Consider the following 21,812-nt stretch of genomic DNA (forward strand, 5'->3'; position numbering starts at 1 on the left):
TTTCAAACACAGAGAGGAATCACACTTCTAAATCTACTACTCCATTTTGAACATAGTTCAATTCAAAAGTGTGGTTATTCATAATTGTAAATTTTCCACACCACCCCAAACGCGTTTTTCTAAAAAGAATACAACACGGAATAAAAAATGTAGCTAAAACACAGAAAAGCATAAGAAGAGGGATTAACAATACGATGGTATTTCTTGTGATGTTCAAAGTTTGCCCCGCTTGCTTTTCTTCATCAATCCCTTCACGCTCTTGGCTCTCAGCATCAGTTTTCACTTTTCCCGCCTTTAGAGAAACAAATTCCTGATAATCATTAAACCCTAAGTACTTCAAAAGTCCCTTTACTACTTCAACCTGAGCAATTTTGATGTCTTCTCCCGTATTTTTTAAAGCCTCATTGTAATAATTCCGTAAACTCTTTTCCCCTATTTGCACTCCTGATTGCTCAAACAATGCTACTGATAACTCTAAGGCACGAGCACTCTTAGAAGGTTTCTTATTTCCTTTAAGTTCTTCTTCTTTTTCCGCACGTTCAAAGGCATCAATAATAAGTTTTCTGTGACTCATTTTTCAATTTCAATTCCCTGTTAAAAACACTAGAAATCTTCAGGATTTTTCGTTTCCCAAATATTTCCAGAAGCTTTCCTATCCTCTTCCAATACCTGTATTACAATCGTGGTTTATTTGCTATATAAATCGGTTAAGCTCTTTATCAATTAGATGATTACAAGCTGATTGATTTTTAAAAACCCTGTGTCAGTAGCAGTGGGTCTAATGATTGAGAAGTAATTAGACTTGCTGCTACTACGCACAGTACTTCTCACAAAAAAGAGAGACGTCTCTTCCTGTTTAAAGATGGGTAAACAGCCATCTACAATCCTTTTTAAAAACAGCGGACAGCCACAGGTATGTCTGATTCTAAAAACATACAAAATGAAAAAAACACTCTTTATAAGCCTTACGGTTTTCCTTACTCTGGCTATTTACGCCTGTAATCCAGATAAAATAGAAGAAGAACTATCTGAAAAACAAGCCTGTTGTGGTGAAGTACCTCCTATGATTCCGCCACCACCTTCTACAGATACAACCCAAAACAACTAATTAATTTAATAGTATTTTTGAGGAATGAAAAACACCCATCTTTCATTCCTCTTTTTAGTGTTTTCTGTATTTATTCAGTGTCCAATTATAGCACAGCAGACAACTGATAAAGACAATACAGCTACCCGCTATTACAAGATTTTACTGAACCCCACAAATCCCACAACTTATAATGAAGCGATACGCTATTACAGAGATGCTTATCAAAAAAACCTCAAACAAAAAAATTACTCCCGTGCGCTTTACGATCTCGAGCTCTTGGCTATCGGTAAATTCAATATAGGTGCCTATAATGATTCTGAAATCTTATTGGTAGAAGCTTTAAAACTTACCAAAAAAGATACTTCACAAGCTAAAATCGCAACCCGTAAACGGATTTTCTATCAGTTGAGCCTGCTTTATAAAAATCTGAAAGCTTACGATAAAAGCCTGGCCTTACAACAACGCAGTCTGGCTTACGCAGAAACCGAAACAGACAGCGCACAGATTATGATAAATATTTCGAACATACTTAGAGAACAACAGGCGTATACGCCTGCGACAGACACCTTAAAATATGCGCTCAGACAGCTCAAAAAAGAACAAAGTGACTACCTCAAAGCCTATATCTTAGATAATCTGGGATACACTGAATTGTTGACTAATAATGATTCCAGTCTGGTGCATCTTCAAGAATCACTATGGCTGAGACGAAAACTAAACGACCCGCACGGACTGTTTTCTAACTACCGGCATCTAGCATTATATCACGAACAGGCTGATAATTTAGACAGCGCTACTTTCTATGCTTCTCAGGCACTCGATCTGGCTTACCAAATTGAAGACCCCGAATATGAGCACGAAGCTCTGGGAATACTTATAAATCTCAACAGCGATACGCTGGCACAACGATTTAAAGTTTTAGGAGATAGCATTAACGCTATTAAACAAGCCAACCGCAATACCTATGCGGCAATGGAGTACGACGTAGAGCAAGAACAACAAAAAACACATGTAGCAAAGCTGGAAAGTGAACGCCAAAAACGAATAAATACCGTATATCTTTCCGGTATTGGTTTGCTTATTGCTATTGGTGGAGGCTGTTTTATATGGATGCAACAACGTAAAAAAACACGCCTACTTAAAACCATAAGGCAGACCGAAGCTTCTATTTCTAAAAAAGTACACGACGGTCTGGCTAACGATACGTTTCAGGTGCTTTCTGAATTGCAAAACCTCAACAACGTGCCGGAGCATATTCTGGACCGACTGGATAAAATTTATATCGAAACCCGCAACATATCAAAAGATCATAGTCCGTTGATCGAGGGAGCAAATTTTAAAGACCAACTTACCAGCCGCTTAAATTCATATAAAACAGACCAACTCTCTATACTTACCCGCAATCTGGATCAGGTTGACTGGGCCATGTTTAGTCAGTTAAAAAAAGACACCATTTATATGGTGCTTGGCGAACTGCTTACAAACGCAAAAAAACACAGCGAAGCCGGCTTAATTTTACTTTCCTTTGAAACCCGAAGCAAAAAATTACACATAAATTACAGCGATAATGGCATTGGAGGACCAGTAATTAAAGGAAATGGTATGCAGAATATGGAATTCCGTATTCGGGCAATAAAAGGAACTATTAATTTTGAATCAGAATCTAACAAAGGGTTTAAAGTTCAAATAGTAATATGATGTTTAAAAAGGTTTTAATCGCTGAAGATTTGGGTTGGAATACCCGCAACATTGAAGAAGAAGTAAAAAGATTAGGAGCTCAGGAAGTTGTGATCTCCGAGTATTGTGATGATGCTTATCTCAAGTTTTTAAGAGCTATGAATGATGGGGATCCCTTTGATCTTTTAATTTCAGACCTTTCGTTTAAAGAAGATCACCGTACCCAAAAACTAAAAAGTGGTGACGAACTCATCACTGCTGTACGCAAATATCAAAAAGACTTGAACATCATTGTTTTTTCGATGGAAGAGCGCCTGCAACGAATCCGTTTTCTATTTGAAGACCTCAACATCAATGCTTATGTATTTAAAAGTCGTCAAAGTCTTAAACATTTATCTGCTGCACTAGATGCTATAACTAACGACAAACCTTACATCTCACATCAGGTCGCCAAAGCCCTCGAAAAAAGACACAGCCTGGATATTGAAGATTATGACTTTGTACTTCTTAAAAAGCTTTCTATCGGACTCTCTAATAAAGAAGTAAGTGATTATTTTAAAGAACATGACATTTCTCCAAATGGCATCAGCTCTATAGAAAAACGCATCAATAGATTACGCATTCAGTTTAAAGCCAACAATGCTGTACACCTCATCTCAAACGCCAAAGACCTGGGACTTATATAATTTTAGTCTTGATTTTTTTTCAGTTAGCAATTAAAATAGGTACAATTCCAAATTCACTTTCAAAAATGAAAGCTGAAAAAACATACCTATAAATCTTACTCTAATCGAAGAATCAATAGGAGATTTTTTAACCCTGTAACTAATATTATTCCTTACTAAGAGAGAAATCACACCTTTTTATTTCTCAGTTTCCAGTTTTAAGCTCTTCGTTTGCAGTAGATAAAAATTAGTGTGCAAAACACCTAATTATACCGCTACGAGCTGGTCCTCCAGATAATCATCTAATAAAAAATAATCAACAGTTGTTGTAGCTTAAGTTATCATATAAGCTTAAGCATGTGAACACAAGGTTAATTTTTTTAGTAAAACCTTTTACTTCTTAAGTTTTAGATAATATTCAGTTAAAGTCTATCCATTCTATAAACAGTTCTTTTGCATCAGCAATGCTGTTTAATCTTTAAAATACCGCTTATACGATAGAATTTTGAATTAGCCCAAAACTTAAAGCCCGTTTCTGTTGCAGCAGAAACGGGGTCTTTAAATAAAACTACAGTACAAATCCATAGTTTAATTCTGATGAATAACAAAATACTCAATTATTTTACATTACAAGTGCGTGTACCTAAAATTCTGGTAGCACTCGCTGTTTTACTTTTCTCTTACAGTTCTCAGGCTACTACAACCTTAGCCGACGAAACTGTACAACAAACCTTAACCGGAACCATCGTAGACAATACCGGAATGCCCTTACCCGGAGCTTCTGTTATGCAAGCAAATACCACTAACGGCGCCTCTACAGATTTTGACGGAAACTTTGAATTAAGCGTTTCTGAGCTTCCTGTAGAACTTAAAATCTCGTATGTAGGTTTTAAAACACAAACACTAACTGTTACATCTTTAGATGCCATTAGCGTTCAACTTCAACAAGACGACAATGCGCTTGATGAAGTGGTGATTACTGGATATGGTGAGCAATCCAGACGAAATGTAACAGGATCTATTGCTTCTATAAACCCTGAAGAAATTACTGCCATCCCCACTTCTGACGTAACAGAAATGCTTGAAGGAAGACTTCCGGGGGTACAAATCATGAGCGATAACAGTCCTGGTGGAGGTACATCTATCCGTGTGCGTGGTTTTGGTACGATCAACAACAACGATCCTTTAGTTGTTATTGACGGGGTACCGGTTTCAAACGGACTGAACGGAATTAATCCTTTAGATATTGAAACCATACAGGTGCTTAAAGATGCCGCATCTTCTTCTATATACGGTTCTCGTGCGGCAAATGGTGTCGTTGTAATTACTACTAAAAAAGGAAGCAAAAATGGAAGTTATGCCATCAGTCTGGATGCCTATTACGGGGTACAGTCTTCTTTCAACCTTCCCAGCATGTTAAATGCTCAGCAATATGGTGATGCGTTATGGCAGGCTTTTAAAAATGACGGTCAAACACCAGCAAGTGATGTTTATGGTAACGACCCTGACAATCCGGTTATTCCACAATGGCTTGATGCAGATCAGACTATACCAAGCGGTAACGTAGATTGGATAGATGCTATTATGCAAACGGCACCGGTACAATCTTACAACATCTCGATGTCTAAAGGCGATGAGAAAGCACAACACGCTTTTTCTATTGGTTATTTTAATCAGGAAGGTATCATTAAAGATACCGGCTTTGAGCGGGTTTCAGCGCGATTCAATTCAAGCTATAAAATTATGGACATTATTACTGTGGGTGAAAACTTTACCGCTTCATACAAAGAGCGCGTTTCAGTAGGTACAAACAGTTCCTTAGGTTCTATTGTTTACAATGCATTACAATTTCCTTCTATAGTTCCTATTAAAGACATCAATGGTAATTATGGAGGCAATCCTATCAATGACATTTCTAACCCCTTAGGTAGCCTTAACCGCTCTAAAGACAATAAGCAAAAAAGTATTCAGGCTTTAGGTAATGTTTTTGCAGAAGTCGCTATTAGTGATTTTACAGCTCGTACTTCTTTAGGCTTAGATTATCAAGCGAATAACAGACGTAGCTTTTCTCCTATATATGACGAAATTTTATCTCAAAATCTCGTAAATTCTTTGAGTACCAGTAACAGCTTTAATTACCAGTTAACCTGGACTAACACGCTTAACTATTCTAAGAAAATAGATTTAAACAATCTGGAAGTCTTAGTAGGTCAGGAAGCTATTAAATATTATTACGAAGGCTTTGATGCCTCGCGTCAAAACTTCTTGTATGAAGATCCTAACTTTCGTTATTTGAGTTTTGGAACAGAAAATCAGTTGAATTCAGGATCTGCAAATGAGTGGGCCCTAAACTCTTATTTTGGTCAGTTGAAATACGACTACGATCAGAAGTATTTATTCACCGCTACAGTACGTCGTGATGGGACTTCTAAGCTTGCTAACAACAACTGGGGTACCTTTCCTGCATTTTCTGCAGGGTGGCGTTTAGACCGGGAAGACTTCTTTGACTTTGGTGATTCGTTCTCTTCGTTCTTGATTCGCGGTAGCTGGGGGCAAACAGGCAACCAGCAAGTACCTTCCTACTCTACCGTAGATAGCTACAGAAACAACAATGCGAATTCTGATTATGGAATTGGTGGTGGCCAGAACAACGTTGGCACCGGTCTTACCCAAACTCGCGTTGCTAATGCTGATCTGGAATGGGAGACTTCAACACAAACCACCTTTGGGGTTGACCTTGGTTTTTTCAATAATAAACTGCAAGTAACTGCTGAATATTTTGATAAGAAAACCGAAAATATTCTGGTTTACAACATCATTCCGTTAACCTATGGCGGCACCAATGACGGTCAATGGATTAATGATGGTGAAATGAAAAACCACGGTTTTGAATTAGACCTTTCCTATGCGGACAAGCAGGGAGACTTTGGGTACAACCTTGCTTTAAACCTAACGGCTTATAAAAATGAGCTTAGCCAGTTAAACAGCGTTTCTTATTTAGGAATACCAAGCTCTAGTTTACACAGTGTAAACTTTGATCAGGAAGTATCCAGAAGCGCTGTAGGTCAGGCTATCGGTTCTTTTTACGGGCATGTTGCTTCCGGAATCTTTCAAAGCGAACAGGAGGTTTTAGATTACGGACTTCAACCTAATGCGCAACCGGGAGATCTACGCTTTGAAGATGTTAACGGCGATGGAGTTGTTGACAGTGATGACCGTACGTTTATAGGTTCTCCGCACCCGGATGTACTGCTGGGGCTGAACTTAAATTTCACGTATAAGAACTTTGACCTGGGGATGTTCTTTAACGGAAGCTTTGGTAACGATTTATACAATCTAACCAAATACAAGACGCAATTCTTCAATCAGGCTGCTTATAACAAAGACAGTGCTGTTTTAAATGCGTGGACTCCAGAAAACACAGGGTCTTCTATTCCTAGATTATCGCTTGATGATCCTAATAACAACATCAGACCTTCATCCTATTATGTAGAAGATGGTTCGTACTTCAAACTGCAAAATATGCAGATAGGCTACACCTTTGAGCCAGAAGATTTATTAGATATCAAACTAAGAGTGTTTGGGCAGGCTACAAATTTATTCACCCTTACTAACTATAGCGGGATGAATCCACAAATAGGCTTACAAAACTACTCGTCAAGCAACCGGAATTTAGATATTGGTGTTGACCGCGGAATTTACCCTCCATCTCGCACATTCACCTTAGGAATCAACGCAACATTTTAAAAACGATTTTTATGAAACGTACTAAAATAACTCAATATATACTTATTCTTGCTCTTGCGGCTAACAGCCTGTCGTGTTCTAATGACTACCTGGATGAAACCACATATGGTGAAGTAGCTCCGTCAGAAATGACAAAAGCTGAAAATGTAGAACGTGCTATCATCGCTGCCTATAGTGTACTTAACGGTCAATTTGACGGTGCAAGTAATGCGTACAACTCACCGGCTTCTAACTGGAGCTTTGGAGATGTGGTATCTGACGATGCGTATAAAGGTGGCGGCGGTACTGGTGATAATAACAACATTCACCAGATGGAAATATTCAATACCAATGCCAGTGTCCTTGATGTAGAACGCAAGTGGATGGCACTCTACGAAGGGGTAAAACGCAGCAACGAAGCGATTAAACTCCTCAATGCATCAGAAGATTTTGATCCGGAACTTAAAGTACAACGCCACGCAGAGCTTAACTTTTTACGCGGACATTATTACTTTGAACTTAAAAAAATATACAACCACATCCCGTATATTGATGAAGCTGCACTGACTGTTGCAGATTATGCTAAATCAAATACAGAGTTTACCTCTGAAGAGTTATGGACTAAAATTGAAGAGAATTTTCAAACAGCTTATGAGGGCTTACCCGACACGCAAACCGAATTGGGAAGACCTACTAAAGTTGCCGCTAAAGCGTATTTGACGAAGTGTTATTTATTTCAGCAGGAATGGCAAAAAGTTTATGATAACAGCACAGAAGTTATCAATAGTCAGTACGGACTTCTAGATGATTTTCAGGATGTGTTTTTACCGGAAAATGACAACAGTAAAGAAGTGATTTTTGCGGTTCAACATACCGTGAATGATGGTCAACCTGATAACTATAACGGAAGCATTGGAGATCGTTTAACTGCACCAGGCGGACCGTTCTACTCACAGTATGGTTTTCACCGTCCTTCACAAAACCTCATCAATACGTTTAAAACAGATGCCAGCGGTTTACCGGTTGAGAATAACATCAACTTGACAGATGCAGATAACGTAGATCCTCGTTTAGACATTACGGTAGGACGTCCCGGTATTCCTTATAAAGATTTAGATATTCTTTATGAAGCAAGCTGGGCTCGTGATTTAGCTACATATGGCCCTCTGGCTCCTAAGAAGCGTATTGTTTCAGCTAATTCTTCTGCTTTTGTTAATACATGGCCGTATGTGAACGCTTTAAATTATTACATCATTCGCTATGCTGAAGTGGTATTGTGGAGAGCTGAAGCTGCTGTGGAATTAGATAAACTTGAAGAAGCAAGAACTTTGGTGAATCAGATTAGAACCCGTGCTGCAAATACCGAAACGGTTAAAACACTAGACGGTTCTGAAGATGCTGCAAACTATAGTATTGCTACTTATGACACGAGCTGGATTAATAAAGATGCTGCGCGTGAAGCGGTTCATTTAGAAACCCGTTTAGAATTAGCTATGGAAGGGCATCGGTTCTTCAACCTGGTACGCTGGGGACAAGCTGAAGAAGTAATCAATGCCTATCTGGAAGTTGAAAAAACACGCCGAACGCATTTAACCAATGCTAATTTTATTAAAGGTACGCATGAGTACTGGCCTATTCCTCAACGCTACATAGACAGTAGCCCGGAAGGTCTCATTACGCAAAATGCAGGATACTAAGTTTTTTTAATCAAGGGGTTAAAGAAGAAATGAATAGATTTTTGGAGTGGGTAATCCCGTTCCGGATTTCTATAACTGACTTCTTTAACCTCTTTTTAATGATATGAATATGAAAACGTTTGTTGTTACACTGGCAATCATCTGTTTCACAACTTTACAAATCAAGGCGCAAAAGGGATACGACCCCAGTTTTAAAGCCTCCCAATCGGGTAATCTGCTTCAGGATAAGAATTTCTATCTTTTTACTGCTATTCAGAATGATGAAGCTGTAAAGCAACTCTTGACAACCAATACGGTTCTCAAGGCCTTTAAACAATACCAAGATAAAGCCCTGGCGGAATCTTTACAAAAGCACAAAGAAAATCCGGCGTTGCTGGTAAAAACATATATCCTTTCTCAAAAGGAAATTTCTAAAATTGGTAACGAACTGAAAAACTTGGTTCAGCAATCTGCCTTACTGCAAAACTTTATAGAAACCAATCTTAGACCTTCGGGAGCTTATGAAGCGTATAAAGAACTTTCAGACGCAAATTATCTGGAAGCCTGTTGGAAATTATGTGCAGCAGGTATCAATCACAACTTAAAAGTATATGGGCTGGGTGAAGCGCCACAATATGCCACCATAGACTCTGTCTCTTATGATGTTTCTTCTTCTTATTACAAAGCTGCATTATGGATGTGGAGCGACCGGTTTGTACAGCAGGAGACTGATAAACCTGCGCTGTTTTTTGAGAACAGCCTCAACTATGCGCTAGCCTTACTGTATATGAATCACCGAGACGAAGCAAGCCGTTATGAGCCGCTAATCTTAAAAGAAAATGCAAAGGCTGCTGCTCACGTTAAGTATACCGACTTTGATGCATATCCGTATGCCAGTATTCTGGTACTGGGTAACGGTCCCGAAAACTACAGAGACCGACTCTCGGCAGTGGGAAAACTAAATTTACAACTGGGTGTTTTAAAATACCACCAAAAGCTTGCTCCGTTTATTATCGTTTCAGGAGGACACGCACACCCGTTTCGTGCTGATTATGCTGAGGCTATTGAAATGAAAAAAGAACTCATAAATTACTATCAAATCCCCGAAGATCATATCATTATTGAACCCCACGCCCGGCATACAACCACAAACTTGAGAAATGCAGCCCGCCTTATGATCACCTATGCTATGCCTGTGAAGCAAAAGGCTCTTGTAGTCACTAATAATTCGCACAGTGCCTACACCGGAGACCAGCGTTTTATAGAACGTTGTAAAGAAGAGCTGGGATATGCTCCTGCTCGTATTTTAAAACGTATAGATGCTACAACTCTAGAGTTCTTACCGCAACTAAAAGCCTTACAGCAAAATCCGTTAGAGCCTTTAGATCCTTAAATAGTGTATTTACTCTGGTAATTGGGGTGCATGTATACGCGTATCTCCAGAAGATAAGGTCTTTAAAAAAGCTTCCAGAGCATTCATTTCATCGCGTGTAAGACCTAACTTTTGAAGCAACGGCGACACTTCCGGAATTAAGGAATCTCGTGGAGTTCCTAAGTAACGTTTCTGAACAACTTGTGGATTTCCCAAATTGTAAAATTCAATCACATCCCGTAAAGACGGAAAGTGACCGTTATGCATCCAAGGACCTGTACGAGCTACTTCACGCAATGTAGGTGTCCTAAACTTACCGATATCTGCCGTATCACCGGTAACGTGAAACCGACCAAAATCTTCATCTTTAGTTCCAAACAACACCTGCCCGTCATTATGGTATTGATTGTCGCTAAAATAACCGCTGTTATGACAATTGATACAGCGTGCTTTAGTTCTAAATAAATGCAGACCCAGCACTTCTTCATCAGAGAATTGGTCTGGTCTGCCATCGATGAAGCGGTCAAACTTACTGGTACGGCTAATTAGCGTACGTTCAAAGGTAGCTATAGCTTTTTGAATAAATTCTAAAGAGATGGTATCCTTTCCAAAAGCTTCCTTAAACAAAGGTTTGTAGCCAGCTACTTCAGCAATCTTATCTACAGCCAGATTAAGCTGTTCGTTCATTTCTACAGGATCTGCTATAGGAAAACGCGCCTGTTCTTCCAGACTGCTGGCACGCCCATCCCAGAACAATTCGTGCGCAAAAGCAGCATTCATAATGGTCATCGCATTACGCTTACCCGTCTTGCGGTCATGACCAAAAGAACGGGTAATATTATCGGTCCAGGCTAATTCAGAATTGTGACAAGAAGCACAAGCTATTTGTCCGCTCACCGACAATCTGGGATCAAAGAACAATTTTTTGCCCAAGTCTGCTTTTTCTTTAGAATATGGGTTGTCCTCAGGAAAAGAAACCTCCTCCAAATGCCCTATTTCTTTAAAGTTGGTGATGCTGCTATCTAAATGGGGTGCAGGCCAGGTTTCCGGTTCTCCAGTGGCATATACCATACGGAGTTGGGCGATAGCGGTATATTCTCCTTTCTCAGTTTCCTTACAGGAATTCAAAAGAAGCAGCGCGAGACACAGTATAGATAGCTTTTGCATAATCAAAGATTTAAGAATTAAAGGGTGATCTCTTCTACGCACGAATTATCAGGTAAGTCTGCAGGATCTTCATAACCCCGGTCGTTGTAGATGTAATATTCTGAGGTGACGGTTCCGCCATACAACGCATCATTGGTTACCCGCAATTCAAACTTCATCTCCCAGAGCGTTTCAGCAACCTGACGGTAGCTTCCACTTCCTGAGATCGCCAATTCAAATAGTTCGCCATCTCTGTTAGAGATCGTTAAAAACTGAGGAATCACAGCAACACTTCCTTGGGTAGTACTGGTTCCTCCTTCCGGATAAAATTCAATAGCCGCCTCAATATTAAAGCCCGGTGATGCGGAAGCATCGGTTGCTTCATTAGCAAACCAACGTTGCAAGTTGAACGGGTTGGTCGTTCTACCTGCCAATGATGAACTGAAACCGATACGGTAGGCATCGTAATACACATCAGCAGCAGGATCTGGTGTAGCGTTGTCAGAACCCAAAATTGCATTTGGATGGTCTGCAGCTACCTCAACCGGTACCGCAAAGGCAGTCCAGGACCTCCAGCTGCACGCGCCATCATTATCATGGTCTATCCAGTTTTCGCCACGTACCAGATAGAACGGATTGCTCGTATCGTAAAAATGAGACGCCGGATTGGTTGCCAGATCACGATCGGTTTGTATGGGTTTGATCACTAAAAGATTTGCATTACCCGAAATGTTATATGCTGGTTGCTGTTGTAAGGTTATAATGGTCTGAAAATTGACATCTGCAGCGCTCAAATCTTCGTTTAGGGTCAACCTATAGCTGATATAATCACTTCCCTGCCCGGTACGTGCTAAGGTATACTCAAACCCATTTAAGAAGCTGAAGATCGCCGCTTCATCTACTTCGTCTTCAATATACCCATTGGGAAATTCTACACGGAAATCTACCGTTTCACCTACAGTTCCTGACAGATCAATTCTGCTCATATTCAGTTGGTAAGTAGTGTTAACCTCGCCCAAGGTCACTTCAAAGTGATCACCTACAGTAGCATCGTTCAAAGCACCCAACTGAATACTAGGATCCGAAACACCGGTAAGGCTAAAGTCTAGCGTCTCCCGGGCGGTCCAACGCTGGTTAAAGCGCACCTCGATCGTATCGGTAGCTTGTGCTGCCGTAAAGCTCAATTCTTCGGGTTGCACCTCATAGGCTGTATCAGGCAAACCACTATTTACACTATAGGTTGCCGTTATCGTTTCGTCAAGCCCTCGGGCGCTTAATACCACAGGAATCTTTAGCGTGCGTAAAGACCTATTTTCATAAGTAGCTACCGGCAAGGCACTACCACTAAGCTCTGGGTATTCCAAAGGTTCATCATTGCTGTTGACCAAAAAGTTAAAGCGTAAAGAAGCCGGGATGTCCTGATTTTGCTGATTGCTCAACTCATCGTCAGTACATCCTAAAATAAGGCTCAATGCCAATAGAAATAGTAGTTTAGTAGCCTTCATTTTGTATCAAGTTTGCATTGAGATTAATATTACTTTGAGGAATAGGCAGCACAAAATAGTTGGATGGGTAGTCTAGACTACAGGTGGTAGCCAGACAGCCGTCATTACGATTCACATCGCGTCCCATACGTTTAACGTCAAAAAACAAGTGATTCTCAAAAGCGAGTTCGCGTCTGCGCTCTAAGAACAATTCTTCTTCAAGATTTTCTGTTTGTACTAAGGCTTGCAAGCCTGCACGCTCGCGTATCGCATTCAGGTTGTTCAGGGCTGCATCGGTATTATTCAACTGGTAAGCGGCTTCTGCTGCAATCAGGTATTGCTCACTCAAGCGCAACAGCGGATTCCCGGGATTCCCCTGAAACTTTCCGGTGAAATAATAAAGTTGGTTCACCAATTGCTCGTTTTCTAAAGTCGCTAACTCCTGAACCACAAAAAGATCACCACGTATGTCTTCAGGAGCATAAAGATCAAGCAGATCTTGAGAAGCCACATAATCGGCATAGGTATTCGCACTGCTATACCCATACTGTGCAGCCCTACTTCCACCAATAGCTCCATCGGCATCTACAGAAACTGAAAGCTCTAACAAGATCTCAGAAACCGGCTGCAAAGGTTCTTCCCAAGACTCCAGATAGGCCTCGTTAGGCGTAAGCGTCACGCCCGAAGTAGCGATCACCTGCGTGGCGTGGGTATACGCATTTTCCCAGGCGCCTTGTGCCAGATAGATGCGTGCCAGCAAAGCTTCGGCACTCATCGCTCTAAAATACGAGTACGCGGGACCTTCTAAAACAGGGGCATCAGGAAATAGGCTTAGCGCCTGTTCCAGATCGGCGGTAATAGCAGTATAGGTCTCCTGCAATCCCAAACGCGGTGCATAATCTAAGGCTTCCTGCAGGGTTTCGGTTTTATAGACGATCCCCGGCGTATTGGCTTCCGGATAGTTGATATTCTGTGCATACACCTGCAATAAGGCAAAGTGCATCATCGCCCGTACACTCAGGGCTTCGGCAGCAATAGCGTCCCGGTCTGTAGCGCTCAAATAGGCTACCGTGTCGATATATTCTAACAACAAGTTAGCAGCGGAGATCGCCGCATAACTGTTGTCGTAAAAGGATTCCATCTCACTTTCTAAAGCGGTGTCGTTAAAATTATACACCTGCTGCACATTAGGGGGTACGCTTAGCGCCCCTTGATTGCTTCCCGAAGCATCCGGTGAGAATTTCAAATTTCCTCCTTGCAGATCGGCATATACGGTATACTGTTCAAAACGCAGCGTGTTTTCCATCGAAGAGTACATCCCTGCAACGGCTTCCAGCATCCCCTCACGGGTAGACAACTGCTCCCCAATAGAAATCTGACTTCCCGGTTGTTGTTCTATAAAGTCACTACAACCTAATTGCAGTAACAGGAGGAGCATAAGACTCGTAGTATATCTATTTTTTTTCATCATCATGTGTTTAAAAGCTGGTTTTAACCCCTAGTGAAATCGTGCGTGCCTGCGGATAGGTAAAACGGAATTCGCGAATCCCATTACGTCCCGCCGGCGATTTGTCTTTATACCAATAGGCTACATTAGATACATCGAGAAATACTGAAAGTTGGTCTAACGGAACCTTCAGTGTACGCACCGGTATAGTATAGGTCAGGTTGATATTGCTCAGTTTGATAAACGTAGCGTCGTACAAATATTTACTCATGTTAGCGGCTATAGGATTGGTATTGCTCACTAAAGGCTGTAAGGCTGCAGTATCTCCGGGACCTCTCCAATAGTCATACGCATTTACCGAAAGGTTTCTACTCGTGGTAAAGTTGTATTGGGAGATCAGTTGGTAATCGGCCAGGTACTCCCCGCCTATTTGGTACGATCCTCTCACACTCAGGCTCAAACTGTTCCCAAATTGAAAACTGGTGCTGAATCCTCCATAAGCATCCGGCTGACTGTCTCCAATGGGTTGCCAGTTGGCTTCGGTATATAACGAGCGATAGGTCGCAAGGTCATAAACCTGATCATTATACTGAATCATATCTCTTCCCGTTGCCGGATCGATACCTACCCAATCTAAGCCCCAGATGGTTGATGTACTGTAGCCTATGCGCTGTGCAAGAGCACGTGCTGCGGTAGAGTAATCACTGCCCAGTCCTACCAGATTGGTTACCTCACTCTTGAGCGTAGCAATATTGAAGCTGGTATTCCATTTAAACTTCTTGCTCTTTACCCATTGCACACGAGCACTAAACTCCAGCCCGGTGTTGTACATCTGGGCAGCATTGAGTTGAAGACTGCTGTATCCGTTTTCCGAAGGAATATCCCGGGAGGTGATTAGATCCTTAAGATCGTCGTAGTAGTATTCTGCTGTAAGCTGTAAACGCCCAAACAGGTTGATATCAAGCCCTGCATTGTACTTGTTGTTACGCTCCCAACTCAAATTAGGATTGGGGGCTGCACTCGGGTTTGCTTCCGTCAGGCCATTGTATCCCGAGTTGATGCGGCGGTTGTACAAGCCTAAAGCACGATACGAACCAATACGCGAGTTCCCCGTGCTTCCGTAGCTGGTGCGCAGTCTTAAAAAGTCTAACCAAGTGGTTTCACTCAAAAAGTTTTCTTTTGATAACACCCAACTCAAACCGGCACCCCCGTTGTAGGCTACATTGCTGTCGTTCCCAAAAACTGAGCTCTCATCTCTTCGGAAGTTGGCTAAGAAGAAATACTTCCCTTTATAATCATAATTCAACTGCCCGTAAAACGAAACGCGTGAGTTGTTATTGATGTCGGTACGGTAAGTTTGATTGTCAAAACGCTCATCTACAACGGTATCCGGATCATCATCTTGCAACGCATCGGCAACCGCATTAATGCTGTCAGGATTGATAAAACCGGTTCCGGAAGCATAATCCAGATCGGTTTGCTCCTCACTCAGTTCGAGTCCACCCAACACATCAAAACCGTGATCGCCCCATTGTTTTTCATAAAACACCTGAGTTTGCCAGTTCCAGCGGGTACTGTTGCGTTCGTTAAGCAAACGGCGTCCCCAACGCGGATAGCTTTCCCCATCGAGCACAAACGTTCCATTGCTTCTTCCGCTTTCATTGGCACCGGAAAAATACCGGTCTTGCTCTTTATCTTTATAATCTAAACCAAAGAGCGAAGAAACTTTTAAACCATCGGTAACCTGATACTTGATATTAAAACTTCCCAGAAGTCCGTAACCAGTATTGTCGTTTCGGTTTTGTGCAATTGCAGCCAGCGGGTTGGCCACGGTGTTTACACCAAGTAAAGCAAAAGAACCGTCTTCGTTATACGGACTCAAGCGCGGTACAAAAGCATACCCATAATAGATATTGGGTTGTGTGCGTTGCTGATAGCTGGGAGAAAGGGATAAGCGGAAGTCTAACTTCCCCAAATCATACCCCAAATTGATATTGGCATTGACCTGTTTATTCTCATTACCCATTTGCGGCTCATCGATATCCAGATAGGTGACGCTGGCCCGGTAATTAAAGCGCTCTGAAGCTCCCGAAGCACTCAGGTTGTATTTAGTATACACCCCGGTAGTGTTTAAGAGGTCAAACCAATTGGTATTTACACCATTCTCCGGAAGTAAGGCTCCCCCGGTATTGCGTAAAAACGCATTACGCAATTGGGTGTATTGCGGGCCGCTCAAATACTGTATTTGATTGATCGCTTCAGAAAGTCCCAACTGCGTAGAGAAATTGAAACGTGTCTTACCTTTTTTTCCGGTTTTGGTGGTAATGATGATTACCCCATTAGCTCCATCGGCTCCGTAGATACCCACTGCTGCGGCATCTTTTAACACGTTAATGCTTTCTATATCTCCCGGTGCTATTTTAGCTAACGGATTGGTAAACGTCTCACCGGCAACTCCTCCTCCATCAAAAAACGCATTGTCGATCCCGGTTTCTTCCGTCATAATCACGCCGTCAATAATAATGAGCGGTTGGGTAGACGTTCCCAGTAAGGAATTGTTAAGCGGAGTCAACGAACCCTGCCCGCGAATATCGATACGCACCGGTTCACCCACGCCCGAAGTATTTTCTACGAGTACGCCGGCTACCTGCCCTTCCAGCATTTTATCGATGCTTTCTGAAGCCTGCTCTACGGGTATTTCTTCATCGGTCACGGTTACAATACTTCCTACCACTTCTTCCCGCAGTTTTTGAGTTCCATAAGAAGAGGTAATCACCACCTGATCCAGTTCATTTTGTGTTTCCTCAAGTTGGATATTCAGCATACTTCGATCTCCTAATGTAATTACCTGCTCCTGCATCCCAAGGTATTTTACTTCCAGCTGCGTTGCAGAAATATCTGCCGCCTGAACCAAGTATTTAAAACCTCCCGCTGCATCAGTCAGTACTCCTTTTCGGGTATTTACAACCGTAAGCGTAGCGCCCGGCAAGGGATTGCCATAAATATCCTGTACTGTCCCGGTAATCATTCGGCTTTGCTCTTGGTTGTGTGCAGCCGATTTTTGTTCTAATAGGATAATCTGCTTCCCTTTTATCGTATACCGGTAGGGTAATTTTGAAAAAACAGCATCTAATAATTGAGTAAGTTCTGCGTCTGCACCTGTTGTTTGCAGGCTGGTATTTAAAGCAATCTTACTGGTATTATACACAAAACGGTAATCAGTTTGCGCCTCTACCAAAGCTATCAGTTGCTCCAGGCTTTGAGGAACCTGTGCTGCTTTAATCTTTATTTTTTGTGCTTGAAGCGTTGCGGAAAGACTAATCAAAAGCATTCCAAAAAAGAACATTCGGTACGGCGGGGTCCATACCCGTAGTATAGTTTTTATCATCAGCTATAAATTAAGGGTGGGTGTTAGGTTTGGTTAGGGTAATATGCTGTCCATGAATCTCATAGACAAAATCTGTATCCAACTGAAGTAATTGCAGGAGCTGCTCAATGCCTAAATCAAGTTTTACAGTACCGCTAAAGCTTTGCTGTGCCAGCCCCGGATAGTAGTTATGAATCTTTACATTATAATGCCGCTCTAGCGTCTTTAAGATTTCCGTACATGGCGTATTATCCAGTAACAGCTCACCGTAAATCCATGCTATTTTTTGTTTTATATTGCCCGGCTCTTTAGTAAGCTGCTGGGTGTTTCGGTTAAAAGAAGCCAACTCACCCGGGATTAATACCATACCAGACTTAGGGTCTTTATTTTGATGAAGCGCTACAGAACCTTCTTCCAATGCAGTCTCAATAAAACCAGATTCTGCATAAGCCGCTACATTAAAACGGGTTCCCAGTACTGCTACAGTTAGCGGACCGGTATGCACCTGAAAAGGTTTTTGAGGATTTTTAACTACATCAAAAAAGCCTTCCCCGGTTAAACGTACTTCTCGTGTTGCTCCGGTAAAGACATTAGGAAACTCCAACGTACTGCCTGCATTAAGGTATACCTGAGAACCATCGGCTAACAAAACCTTGTAGGTTTTTCCATAAGGTACCGTGATGCGTTGGGGCAACACCTGGGTACGGTCTGCATCCTTTTTATAAGTTATCTGTTGCGCGGTAGCCTCTGCCACTTGCATACCATTAGCAGCAGTAATCAAGACAGTTTGTTCTTGTTCTAGGCTATAAGAAGCATCTTGAGATACCTCAAGTACAATTGCATTTTCTGTTTTCGGTTCAAATGCAGATCGCGAAGCATACCAGGTGAGTGCTCCTCCCAGCAATACCAGAAAAACTGCTGCATAGTGCCAAACTTTAGTCCGTTTGTGTACTGGTTTTAGTTGAGGACGTTGAGTCTTTAAAAGGCTTGCATCCATCTGAGCTGCCGAAGTAAGCGCCCAGGCTGTTTTCAGTTGTATAAATTTTTTTCTATTTTGAGGCGCTGCTTCAATCCACGCAAACAACAAACCGACTTCTGCTTCTGTCGCTTCATTGTTGAAGTATTTATAGAGAATAGCTTTATCCATTGCTTTAAATAGCGGGTTTGATCTAAGTACAACTCAGAATCAGCAAACCCTATGTTAAATTGTGATTTTTTTAAGATTACTCTAGAAAGAGTACGATTAAGAAGGCAGGAAGGTAGTCTGAAAGCGCCTCCCGAAGGTGATTTAAAGCCCGTGTCATATGGGCTTCTACGGTTTTAACTGATATATTCAACTCGGCTGCAATCTCTGCGTTTTTTTTATAGGCTACCCGCTTCATGGTGTAGATAATCTGGGTCTGCTCCGGGAGTTGTTCTAAAAAACGCGAAACATTTTCTTGCAGTTCGGTAAGACTCAAACTGTCGTAATCCAATGCATTCAAGACTTCAAGATTCAGATTCTGCTCTTTTTCAGCCAATGCCACATCCCGGTAATTCCGCACCACCTTTTCATGCTTGAGTACATTGAGACATTTAGACTTGGCAGCAGTATACAAAAAAGAAGGGATGCCTTCCGGCTTTTGAAGCTTCTCCCGATTCAACCAAAGATTGATAAAGGCCTCTTGGGCAATGCTACGGGCTTGCTCCTCATCATAAACAAACTGCTTACAGAAACCGGTAATCGCCGGATAAAACGTATTAAAATAATGCGTAAACGCACGCTCGCTTCCTTTTTTGAATTGAGCAAAAAGTAATAATTCAGAAGACGTATCAGCGTTAGGGAACATGCAGTACTAGCTTATTTGGCAAATATACACTTTATTTAGAACGAGAATAAATAGCAAGTGTTTTTATCTTATCCATTACAAATAATCTCCTCAATATTAATGAAATTAAAATTAAGTCTTCATTAACCAACGGTGACCGTAGTATGTTTGGAGTTAGTTTGGAGTAGACATGTACCTCTATTGAATTCGTGTTCCTGTTCATTTGCCTTGATGCCAAAGAACGCCCGGTTTGCGCGCGATTGCATCGCGTGCCACTTCTTCTAAGCCACAAGATCTAGAAAAGTAAAGTACCTATTACTTCTATTCATCCCCCTGTTCTTTTGCCTTGATACGGCAAAGCATGTCTTTGAGCGAGTTGATGCGGCTGGAAACCAAAAAATCAAGGCTCACAAGACGGTATCTAAATTTTTCGTTCACTGCACTGCATAGTTTCTGATTAAAAAAGCCCAACGCGGCAAGCTGGCTCATTCGCTAGAATAGTCCACCGGACTATTCTTTAACGCTCTGCCCTAAATTTCACGATACCTTCTTGTAGGCCGTTTTAAAAATGTATTGCATAAGAAATTTTAGAAAAAAGAAAGTATTCATACCCGAAGGGTTTAGTTTCCTTTTGGTCAGTATAGTAAGTGCATCCCGTTAAAAATTATCCTCATCCCCAACCCTTCTCCCAAGGAAAAGGGAGTTGGATTCTAACTCAATTGAAAACACTATAATACCCATACCTGAAGGGTTAAACGAATGCCCTTCCCTCGGTTCAGAATAGGCGCAGGCAGCTCCGAAGGACAGGAGCGGTAGCGACGCGGAGCTGACAAGCCGGTTTTTGCCCACAAGGCAAAAAATTCCTAAGCGAGGGTGTCTTTTCTTTTGTTACTTTTCTTTGGACGAGCAAAGAAAAGTAAGGAACACGAATAGAACCTATAACTTCTATTCGTGTTCCTATTCTTTTGTCTTGATGCCAAAGAACCAAAAGATCAAGGCTCACAAGACGGTATCTAAATTTTTCATTCGCTACACTGCATGCGCTTAACTCAACCGCTATCGCGCTCTCAAACAGAACCGCCTGCGACGTTCCGCTCACTTCAAATTTCACGATACCTTCTTGTAGGCCGTTTTAAAAATGTATTGCATAAGAAATTTTAGAAAAAAGAAAGTATTCATACCCGAAGGGTTAAACGAATGCCCTTCCCTCGGTTCAGAATAGGCGCAGGGCGTTCCGAAGGACAGGAGCGGTAGCGACGCGGAACGAACAAGACGGTTTTCGACCGTAAAACGGCTTTTGAAGGGAGTACTATACTCGCTACAAGACTAAACCTAGCATTCAAGACCAGCTTAAAAAAATTAATCTCGATTATCGAGCGAAAAATTTCGAAGCGAGGGTGTCTTTTCTTTTCTGCATCCGACGACCGCAGGGAGAGGAATGCACTGTTCCAAGAGAACCTTTAGTCTTAAAACGACGTAGGAGTCTCTTGAGCAAAGAAAAGTAAGGAACACGAATAGAACCTATAAACACACAAACCGACGTTAGGATGTTCACGAGCTCCCGTAAAATAAAAATCACGCGAGCTAAACCTACGTTAGGAGATTCACGAGCTCCCGTAAAAATGAGAATGACGCGAGTAAAGAAAAGTAAAGAACATTATTTAAAAATTATAACTTCTATTCATCCCCCTGTTCTTTTGCCTTGATGCCAAAGAACCAAAAAATCAAGGCTCACAAGACGGTATCTAAATTTTTCGTTCACTGCACTGCATGCGCTTAACTCGGGCGGCGCACCGCCCTCAAACAGAACCGCCTGCGACGTTTCGCTCCCTTCAAATTTGACGATACCTTCTTGTAGGCCGTTTTAAAAATGTATTGCATAAGAGATTTGAGATTTTAGAAAAAAGAAAGTATTCATACCCGAAGGGTTATACGAATTACGATCCCTCGGTTCAGAATAGGCGTGAGGGCAGAGCGTTAAGAAAAGGCCTTGTAGACCTTTTTAGCGAATAAACCAGGTGGCGCATAGGCTTTGAGATCGTATCTTTTCATTTGGCATAGACTATTTTCACTCAGTAAGGGTTGCTTTTACCATAACACGAGTAGCGACGCGGAACATAGCCTTTGACTGGTGGAGTTTTAGGGATAGTAAGCTACTCTAAAAGTCACGTTCTTAAAATAGTATTACATTTTGTAGCTAATGAAATTTTGTAAGACTACTACATTTTTAATGCTAAAATTTATTTCCGGTATTTAAAAACATTGAACATCCAAGATTCTTTTAGGGATATCGCTATATTTAATCGATCTAATAACTTAGTTGTAATAAAGACAATCCTCTTGAAAATAAGCCC

General features: G+C 41.5%; 13 protein-coding genes. 6 read left to right on the plus strand and 7 right to left on the minus strand.

The window, feature by feature from the left end; translation table 11 throughout:
- Positions 1-19: 19 nt before the first annotated feature.
- Positions 20-574: a hypothetical protein gene (locus tag BUB91_RS10265; RefSeq protein ID WP_073099153.1), complete on the minus strand. Its 555-nt coding sequence runs from the start codon at positions 572-574 to the stop codon at positions 20-22.
- Positions 575-940: 366 nt separating this feature from the next.
- On the opposite strand from BUB91_RS10265, the gene BUB91_RS21025 reads away from it, so the two are divergent.
- The 6 genes from BUB91_RS21025 (at position 941) to BUB91_RS10295 (ending at position 10,227) form a co-directional block, all read left to right on the plus strand.
- A complete protein-coding gene (locus BUB91_RS21025; RefSeq protein WP_164917853.1) occupies positions 941-1,108 on the plus strand; it encodes a hypothetical protein in 168 nt (55 codons plus the stop codon).
- A gap of 24 nt (positions 1,109-1,132) precedes the next feature.
- Positions 1,133-2,788, plus strand: coding sequence for a tetratricopeptide repeat-containing sensor histidine kinase (locus BUB91_RS10275; RefSeq protein ID WP_073099155.1), 1,656 nt, complete (start codon positions 1,133-1,135; stop codon positions 2,786-2,788).
- Positions 2,785-3,453: a response regulator transcription factor gene (locus BUB91_RS10280; protein WP_241652596.1), complete on the plus strand. Its 669-nt coding sequence runs from the start codon at positions 2,785-2,787 to the stop codon at positions 3,451-3,453. The genes BUB91_RS10275 and BUB91_RS10280 overlap by 4 nt, the downstream gene beginning before the upstream one ends.
- Before the next feature lie 576 nt (positions 3,454-4,029).
- A complete protein-coding gene (locus BUB91_RS10285; protein ID WP_073099157.1) occupies positions 4,030-7,179 on the plus strand; it encodes a SusC/RagA family TonB-linked outer membrane protein in 3,150 nt (1,049 codons plus the stop codon).
- 11 nt (positions 7,180-7,190) lie between these two features.
- Positions 7,191-8,855, plus strand: a complete 1,665-nt coding sequence (locus BUB91_RS10290; protein WP_073099158.1) for a RagB/SusD family nutrient uptake outer membrane protein — start codon at positions 7,191-7,193, stop codon at positions 8,853-8,855.
- 109 nt (positions 8,856-8,964) lie between these two features.
- The gene (locus BUB91_RS10295; protein ID WP_073099159.1) at positions 8,965-10,227 is read left to right on the plus strand and encodes a YdcF family protein; all 1,263 of its coding nucleotides are present in this window, start codon (positions 8,965-8,967) and stop codon (positions 10,225-10,227) included.
- Between the two features lie 9 nt (positions 10,228-10,236).
- Here BUB91_RS10295 and BUB91_RS10300 read toward each other — a convergent pair whose 3' ends face one another.
- The 6 genes from BUB91_RS10300 to BUB91_RS10325 form a co-directional block, all read right to left on the minus strand.
- A complete protein-coding gene (locus BUB91_RS10300; protein WP_073099160.1) occupies positions 10,237-11,373 on the minus strand; it encodes a cytochrome-c peroxidase in 1,137 nt (378 codons plus the stop codon).
- A 17-nt stretch (positions 11,374-11,390) separates the two neighbouring features.
- On the minus strand, positions 11,391-12,857 hold the full coding sequence (locus BUB91_RS10305) for a hypothetical protein (protein ID WP_073099161.1): 1,467 nt from the start codon (positions 12,855-12,857) through the stop codon (positions 11,391-11,393).
- Positions 12,844-14,304 carry a RagB/SusD family nutrient uptake outer membrane protein gene (locus tag BUB91_RS10310; RefSeq protein ID WP_073099230.1) on the minus strand — a complete coding sequence of 487 codons (1,461 nt, stop codon included), beginning with the start codon at positions 14,302-14,304 and terminating at the stop codon, positions 12,844-12,846. Before BUB91_RS10310 ends, BUB91_RS10305 begins: the two co-directional genes overlap by 14 nt.
- Positions 14,305-14,314: 10 nt before the next feature.
- On the minus strand, positions 14,315-17,671 hold the full coding sequence (locus BUB91_RS10315; protein ID WP_083557907.1) for a SusC/RagA family TonB-linked outer membrane protein: 3,357 nt from the start codon (positions 17,669-17,671) through the stop codon (positions 14,315-14,317).
- A gap of 10 nt (positions 17,672-17,681) precedes the next feature.
- Positions 17,682-18,797: a FecR family protein gene (locus BUB91_RS10320; protein ID WP_073099162.1), complete on the minus strand. Its 1,116-nt coding sequence runs from the start codon at positions 18,795-18,797 to the stop codon at positions 17,682-17,684.
- Between the two features lie 76 nt (positions 18,798-18,873).
- Complete coding sequence (locus tag BUB91_RS10325) at positions 18,874-19,479, minus strand: RNA polymerase sigma-70 factor (RefSeq protein ID WP_073099163.1); 606 nt, start codon at positions 19,477-19,479, stop codon at positions 18,874-18,876.
- Between the last annotated feature and the right edge of the window lie 2,333 nt (positions 19,480-21,812).

This window comes from Leeuwenhoekiella marinoflava DSM 3653 (assembly GCF_900129005.1).
In the GTDB taxonomy this organism is placed as follows: Bacteria; Bacteroidota; Bacteroidia; order Flavobacteriales; family Flavobacteriaceae; genus Leeuwenhoekiella; species Leeuwenhoekiella marinoflava.

Coding starts and splice junctions, on each gene's coding strand:
- BUB91_RS10265 (WP_073099153.1), bottom strand. CDS start 574: ATGAGTCACAGAAAACTTATTATTGATGCCTTTGAACGTGCGGAAAAA.
- BUB91_RS21025 (WP_164917853.1), top strand. CDS start 941: ATGAAAAAAACACTCTTTATAAGCCTTACGGTTTTCCTTACTCTGGCT.
- BUB91_RS10275 (WP_073099155.1), top strand. CDS start 1,133: ATGAAAAACACCCATCTTTCATTCCTCTTTTTAGTGTTTTCTGTATTT.
- BUB91_RS10280 (WP_241652596.1), top strand. CDS start 2,785: ATGATGTTTAAAAAGGTTTTAATCGCTGAAGATTTGGGTTGGAATACC.
- BUB91_RS10285 (WP_073099157.1), top strand. CDS start 4,030: ATGAATAACAAAATACTCAATTATTTTACATTACAAGTGCGTGTACCT.
- BUB91_RS10290 (WP_073099158.1), top strand. CDS start 7,191: ATGAAACGTACTAAAATAACTCAATATATACTTATTCTTGCTCTTGCG.
- BUB91_RS10295 (WP_073099159.1), top strand. CDS start 8,965: ATGAAAACGTTTGTTGTTACACTGGCAATCATCTGTTTCACAACTTTA.
- BUB91_RS10300 (WP_073099160.1), bottom strand. CDS start 11,373: ATGCAAAAGCTATCTATACTGTGTCTCGCGCTGCTTCTTTTGAATTCC.
- BUB91_RS10305 (WP_073099161.1), bottom strand. CDS start 12,857: ATGAAGGCTACTAAACTACTATTTCTATTGGCATTGAGCCTTATTTTA.
- BUB91_RS10310 (WP_073099230.1), bottom strand. CDS start 14,304: ATGAAAAAAAATAGATATACTACGAGTCTTATGCTCCTCCTGTTACTG.
- BUB91_RS10315 (WP_083557907.1), bottom strand. CDS start 17,671: ATGATAAAAACTATACTACGGGTATGGACCCCGCCGTACCGAATGTTC.
- BUB91_RS10320 (WP_073099162.1), bottom strand. CDS start 18,797: ATGGATAAAGCTATTCTCTATAAATACTTCAACAATGAAGCGACAGAA.
- BUB91_RS10325 (WP_073099163.1), bottom strand. CDS start 19,479: ATGTTCCCTAACGCTGATACGTCTTCTGAATTATTACTTTTTGCTCAA.